The 6060-nt window shown below is 64.6% G+C and carries 6 protein-coding genes; 4 read left to right on the top strand and 2 right to left on the bottom strand.

All coding sequences use genetic code 11. The annotated features are described in order from the left end of the window. Positions 1–419 precede the first annotated feature (419 nt). From glgC to MOV75_RS24345, 3 genes are read left to right on the top strand one after another with little or no spacing between them, the layout of a single operon-like run. Entirely contained in the window at positions 420–1682 is a 1263-nt protein-coding gene (gene glgC / locus MOV75_RS24355) for a glucose-1-phosphate adenylyltransferase (protein WP_246930083.1), read from the top strand. Then, positions 1679–3133 (top strand): glycogen synthase GlgA, encoded by a 1455-nt coding sequence (gene glgA, locus MOV75_RS24350; protein ID WP_246930084.1) that lies wholly within the window; start codon positions 1679–1681, stop codon positions 3131–3133. Before glgC ends, glgA begins: the two co-directional genes overlap by 4 nt. Before the next feature lie 37 nt (positions 3134–3170). Beyond that, on the top strand, positions 3171–3431 hold the full coding sequence (locus MOV75_RS24345) for a SemiSWEET transporter (RefSeq protein WP_106946923.1): 261 nt from the start codon (positions 3171–3173) through the stop codon (positions 3429–3431). Between the two features lie 199 nt (positions 3432–3630). Here the strand turns inward: MOV75_RS24345 and MOV75_RS24340 are convergent, their stop codons facing one another. After that, on the bottom strand, positions 3631–4428 hold the full coding sequence (locus MOV75_RS24340) for a class III extradiol ring-cleavage dioxygenase (protein ID WP_246930085.1): 798 nt from the start codon (positions 4426–4428) through the stop codon (positions 3631–3633). A gap of 156 nt (positions 4429–4584) precedes the next feature. Here MOV75_RS24340 and MOV75_RS24335 point away from each other — a divergent pair, with 156 nt between their 5' ends. Next, positions 4585–4764: a hypothetical protein gene (locus tag MOV75_RS24335; protein ID WP_246930086.1), complete on the top strand. Its 180-nt coding sequence runs from the start codon at positions 4585–4587 to the stop codon at positions 4762–4764. An 8-nt stretch (positions 4765–4772) separates the two neighbouring features. Here the strand turns inward: MOV75_RS24335 and MOV75_RS24330 are convergent. After that, positions 4773–6060: carboxylesterase/lipase family protein (locus MOV75_RS24330; RefSeq protein WP_247006751.1), on the bottom strand; the 1288-nt coding region annotated here is incomplete at its 5' end.

The following is a 6060-nucleotide window of genomic DNA, read 5'->3' as shown; positions in this document are numbered from 1 at the left end:
GGCGTGACATCGTCGCCGACCGCGGCCTTCATGGTCGCGACGTTGGTCGGCAGCGGGGCTGCCGCCGCCTGCTGGATTTCGCCGGCGATGACCGCGCCGGCCAAGCCACAGGCAATTGCCGTTCTCCAGATCCTCATCGTCTTACTCCCTGTCTGACGTTTCGCTTGGAAAAAGGATCGCAACACCATGATCGGGTATCCCGGCGCCGAGTCAAAGCCGGATTTTGCGTGCGGCGCACAAGTCCCGCCCAGAGCGCGCTGCTGGATCGCCAATGCGAAAGCATTAAGCTTGCCGCGTTCGCAACCAACAACCTACTTCCTGATTTACTATGCGTGCCGTTACTATCGGTTCCAGTGGGCGCGGGACCGCGGGGCCTTCTCGCGACAAAAAGCCTCGAAATTCCAGAGTGGGAGGATGACATGAGTGCCGTCGGTAATGAGCCGCTTGCCCGTCAGGCGCTGGCGTTCGTCCTGGCCGGGGGGCGCGGCAGCCGGCTTTTGGAGCTGACCGACCGGCGCGCCAAGCCCGCGGTCTATTTCGGCGGAAAATCCCGCATCATCGATTTCGCGCTGTCGAATGCCGTCAATTCAGGCATCCGCCGGATCGCGGTGGCGACCCAGTACAAGGCGCATAGCCTGATCCGCCATCTTCAGATGGGCTGGAACTTCTTCCGGCCCGAGCGGAACGAGAGCTTCGACATCCTGCCCGCGAGCCAGCGCGTCTCCGAGAACATGTGGTATGTCGGCACGGCGGATGCGGTCTACCAGAACATCGACATCATCGAATCCCATGCCTGCCGCTTCATCGTGGTGCTGGCGGGCGACCACATCTACAAGATGGATTACGAGGTGATGCTGCGCCAGCACGTCGAGAGCGGCGCCGACGTCACGGTCGGTTGCCTGGAGATGCCGCGCGCGGAATCTTCAGGCTTCGGCATCATGCATGTCGACGAGAACGGCTGGATTCAGGAGTTCCTGGAGAAGCCGAAAGATCCGCCGCCGATGCCGGGCAAGCCGGACGTCTCGCTCGCCAGCATGGGCATCTACGTCTTCAACGCGAAATTTTTGTTCGAGGAGCTCAAGCGCGACGCCGAGGACCCGAACTCCAACCACGATTTCGGCAAGGACATCATTCCATACCTCGTCAAGAACGGCCGCGCGATCGCGCACCAGTTCTCGACCTCCTGCGTGCGCTCCAACGGCCACAACGGCGCCTATTGGCGTGACGTCGGCACGGTCGACGCCTACTGGTCCGCCAATATCGATCTCACAGACGTCGTGCCGGAGCTCGACCTGTTCGACCGCGCCTGGCCGATCTGGTCCTATGCGGAGATCACGCCGCCGGCGAAATTTGTTCATGACGAGGAGGCCCGGCGCGGCCAGGCCGTGAGCTCGCTGGTCTCGGGCGGCTGCATCATCTCCGGCGCCTCGCTGCGCCGCTCGCTGCTGTTCACCGGCGTGCGCATCAATTCCTATGCCAATGTCGAGAACGCCGTGATCATGCCCTATGTGAATGTCGGACGCGGCGCGCGGCTGAAGAACGTCGTGATCGACCGCGGCGTCGAGATTCCGGAAGGCCTCGTCGTCGGCGAAGATCCCGAGCTCGACATGAAACGATTCCGCACCACCGAGCAGGGCATCTCGTTGATCACCCAGCCGATGATCGACGGGCTCAATAAATGACGCCTGTTCGCGTCCTCGCGGTCGCTTCTGAAGTCTATCCCATCGTCAAGACCGGCGGCCTCGCGGATGTCGCCGGCGCGCTGCCGATCGCTCTGAAGGCGCATGGCGTCGAGATGCGGACCTTGATGCCGGGCTATCCCGACGTGATGCGGCTCGTATCGAACGCAGAGGAGATCCGGCACTGGCCGGATTATTTCGGCGGTCCCGGACGGCTGCTCGCCGGCTCCCACGAGGGGCTCGACCTGTTCGTGCTCGACGTGCCGCATCTGTATGCGCGGCCGGGCAACCCCTACGTCACCAGCGAGGGCGTCGACTGGCCGGACAATGGCGTGCGCTTCGCGGCGCTGTCGCGCATCGCCGCCGATATCGGCCACGGCCTCGTCCCGGCCTTCGTGCCCGATGTCGTGCACGCCCACGACTGGCAGGCCGGGCTCGCGCCGGCCTATCTGCACTACGACAATCGCCCGCGGCCCGCGACCGTGATGACCATCCACAACATGGCCTATCAGGGCAAATTTGCGCCTGCGCTGATCGGATCGATCGGCCTGCCCTGGCATTCCTTCAACGTCAATGAACTCGAATATTTCGGCGGCATCAGCTTCCTGAAAGCCGGCCTGCAATTCGCCGATCGCATCACCACGGTGTCGCCGACCTACGCGCGGGAGATCCAGAGCGACGAAGGCGGCATGGGGTTCGGCGGCCTCTTGCGCGCACGCGCGCATGTGCTCAGCGGCATCCTCAACGGCATCGACATCTCGGTGTGGAATCCGCAGGACGATCCGCACATCGCCTACCGCTACGGCGCGGAGGACCTGACGTTCCGGGCCGCGAACAAGGCAGTGCTGCAGCAGCAGTTCAACCTCGATTCCTCGGACGAAGCGCCGCTGCTCGGCGTCATCAGCCGGCTGTCGTGGCAGAAGGGGCTCGATCTCCTGCTCGAGGTCATTCCGACCATCTTGGGCGAAGGCATGCAGCTCGCGCTGCTCGGCAGCGGCGACCGCGATCTCCAGGATCGCTACCAGGCCGCGGCCCGCGCAAATCCCGGCCGGATCGGGGTCGTGATCGGCTATGACGAGATCCTGGCGCACCTGCTCCAGGCCGGCTCGGATGCGCTTCTCGTGCCCTCGCGCTTCGAGCCATGCGGCCTGACCCAGCTGTGCGCGCTGCGCTACGGTGCCGTCCCTATCGTCGCACGCGTCGGCGGGCTCGAGGACACCATCGTCGATGTCGGCGAGGCCGACGCCTCCGGGCGCGATGCCACCGGATTCAAGTTCGCACCCGTGACGGCGGATGCCTTCGCCGGCAGCTTGCGCAAGGCCAACACCGCCTTCCACCACAAGCAGACCTGGCGTCGGCTGCAACGAAACGGCCTTGCGACCGACGTGTCCTGGCGCAACCGCGCCGGCGACTATGCCGCGCTCTATCGCGATCTCATGACATCCCGCGCATGAGGCGTGGCCGTCGTCGAATCCATGCTATAGAGCCGCCATGGACCCCTTCGTGATCAAGCTGATCGGCTTTGCCGCCGCCACCTGCACCACCGTGGCCTACGCGCCGCAAGCCATCAAAGTGTGGAAGACCCGCTCCACCGGAGACATCTCGCTCGGCATGTTCCTGGTCATGGTGCTGGGGCTGGCGCTCTGGCTCGTCTACGGCCTGCTCTCGGGCGATGCCCCGCTGGTCGCCGCCAACGCCATCACCATCGTGCTCGCCGGCGGCATCCTGTTCATGAAGCTGAAATACGGGTGAGGTCAGGCTCTCGCTCAAGCGAGGTGCGCATTGATGCGCCCTCTCCCCTTGTGAGAGAGGGCAACGACGCCGGTAGATGCAAGCTCGCTTGGGTGAGGGGTCCTTCTCCGCGAGTCCAATTCGCAATCTGAATACGCGGAGAGATACCCCTCATCCGGCGCTTCGCGCCACCTTCTCCCACAAGGGGAGAAGGAAAGAGTCATCCGCCAAACATATACGACGCCATCGCGACGCTCGCGACCTCGTCGACGAAAACACGGTGACCCGCGTCGCTGCCTGCCGCGCCGGCGGCCACCATCAGCGGCAGCAGATGGTCCTCGCGCGGATGGGCCAGGCGCGCGCTCGGTGCGCTCTCCCAATCAACCAGCATCGCGTTGCGGCGCGCCGGATCCGGATTGCTGATGGCCTCGTTGAGATAGGCCTCGAAATCGTAGGAGACAGGCTTGGACTCCGGCCGGTTGAAGCCGCGCATGTTGTGATAGGTCAGCCCGCTGCCGACGATCAGGATGCCTTCATCGCGGAGCGATGCAATCGCCTGCCCGACCTTGACGTGCTCGGCCGCGTCATAACTCGACTTCAGCGAGAGCAGCACGATCGGCATGTCGGCATTCGGATACATCAGCCCGAGCGGCACGAAGGTGCCGTGATCAAAACCCTGATTGGGATCTTCCCGACAATCGAGGCCTGCGCGCGCGAGCAGCGCCTTCACCTCGGCTGCGAGCTCGGGCTGGCCCGGCGCCGGATATTTGAGGTGGTAGGTATGCTCGGGGAAACCGTAATAGTCGTACACCATCGGCGGATGCGCCGAGGTCGACACGGTGAAGGCATCGGCCTCCCAATGGCCGGTGATGACGAGCACGGCCTTCGGCCTCGCCGGCAACAGCTGCGGCAGCCGGCCGAACTCCGCGGCGGTCTTGGCATATTGCACCCGCCTGTCTTCCATGAACGGCCAAGGACCGCCGCCATGCGACAGGAAGAGGGTCGGAAATCGCGTCATGGGGTTCGTCTCGTCGGCAACATATTCGCGCGCAAATGCCCGCGCGACCGGCGGCGAGCATAGGCAAACCGGCATGGTTAGCAAGTCGTTAACGATTTGCCGCCCAAAATCCGGACGTGGCCGAAGCAGTCGGCCTGAAGACAAGTGAGACGTGAGATGAAGAAGTTTGCGCTGGGGGACGTCGTCAACAGTGACAAGGGCCGCCGCGGCATCGTTCGCGCCGCCTTCAAGTCGCGGGATGGCCAGCAATTCTACGCCGTCGAGAAGGACGGTGCGATGGACTATCTGGAGGAAGACCGGCTGAGCCCGGCGCCGCGCGTCGAGCTCGCGGCTTAAGTCCAAACTCAATTTTTGCTCTCGCCTGTGAGCCGGTCGAGACGCTCCGCGAAGGGATCGTCCCCGCTCGCGATGCGATCGTTCGTGATCAGCAGCAGGCGATCGCGGCCTGCCGCGGCGTCCCAACGCGGCAGATCGGGACCGTTGGGATCGCCGCTCCTGGCGAAGTTGATCCAATAGGACCGCATGCGGTTTGCGACCTCGCGATCACCTCGCGATAAGATGCCCGCTCCTGGCACGCCTTCCGCACCGAAGATGAACTGCAATTCCCGCCCGTGCCCGCCCTCGGGATTGGCGCGGCGGGACTCGGGCACATAGGCGAAGCGATAGCGAAAGGTCGCCGCACCGCCTGCGGCATGCAGGCGGGCCAGCAATCTTGCGGGCTCGGAAAAGACTTTGTCGGTATAGAACCGGGCCGCAAGCTCCGAGGGCCTCGCGAGGTCGGGATAGAGCCCGCGCAGCTCATCGTTTGTGATGCCTGAGGATGCGACCTCCTCCTTGATCTCGAACTCACTGTCGAAACCGGTCTCGTCATCGTTCGAGCCGATGATCAGGGGAATGCGGCTTTGATGTCCGGCCGCAAAGCCGGCGGCAATCTCCTCGGTCACGAGATCTCCGTCCATCATCGGCGCGAAGCTGCGCCGCGATGTCTCCAAGAGACTGCTTTCGGCGGCAAGCAGGCGCCGCGGTTCGGCGGCGCGCCAATCGCCCTGCGGTCCAAGCGCCGCCACGAACTGCTGACCAAAGGCCTCCGCCTCCTGCGCCGCGCGCAGCCGCGCGCGAGCGGGGACCGATTGCAGAATGGCCTTCTGGAAGAGACCCTGCGCTTGCGCAGACAGCATCAGCAGCGCGATCGACGTCGCGCCTGCATCGCTGCCGAACAGGGTGACGTTATCAGGATCGCCGCCGAAGGCCGCGATATTGTCGTGAACCCATCGAAGTGCCGCGATCTGGTCCATCAGCCCGTGATTGCCCGAGCCCTGCGACAGCGCCGGGTGAGCGAGCCAGCCGAGCGCACCTAGGCGATAGTTGACGGTGACCACGATGAGGCCGGCCTGCGCGAGCCTGGCACCGTCGAACAGCCGATCATTCGCGGTGCCGCCGACAAAGCCGCCGCCGTGGATGAACATCATCACCGGCAGCGGGCCGTCGACCCCGAAGGGACGGAACACGTTCAGCGTGAGACAATCTTCGCTCGAGGCCGGTAGCGCCGGCTGAAGGCACGGCGCGCCATACTCGTAGGCGGTGTGCATCTCCGAGCTTTCGAGCGTCGGCTGCGGCGGGCGCCAGCGCAGC

Origin of the sequence: Bradyrhizobium sp. PRIMUS42, assembly GCF_023006515.1 — a bacterium.
Classification (GTDB): Bacteria; Pseudomonadota; Alphaproteobacteria; order Rhizobiales; family Xanthobacteraceae; genus Bradyrhizobium.
Note: the sequence above shows the minus strand (reverse complement) of the source record. Positions and strands in the feature narration are given on the sequence as shown.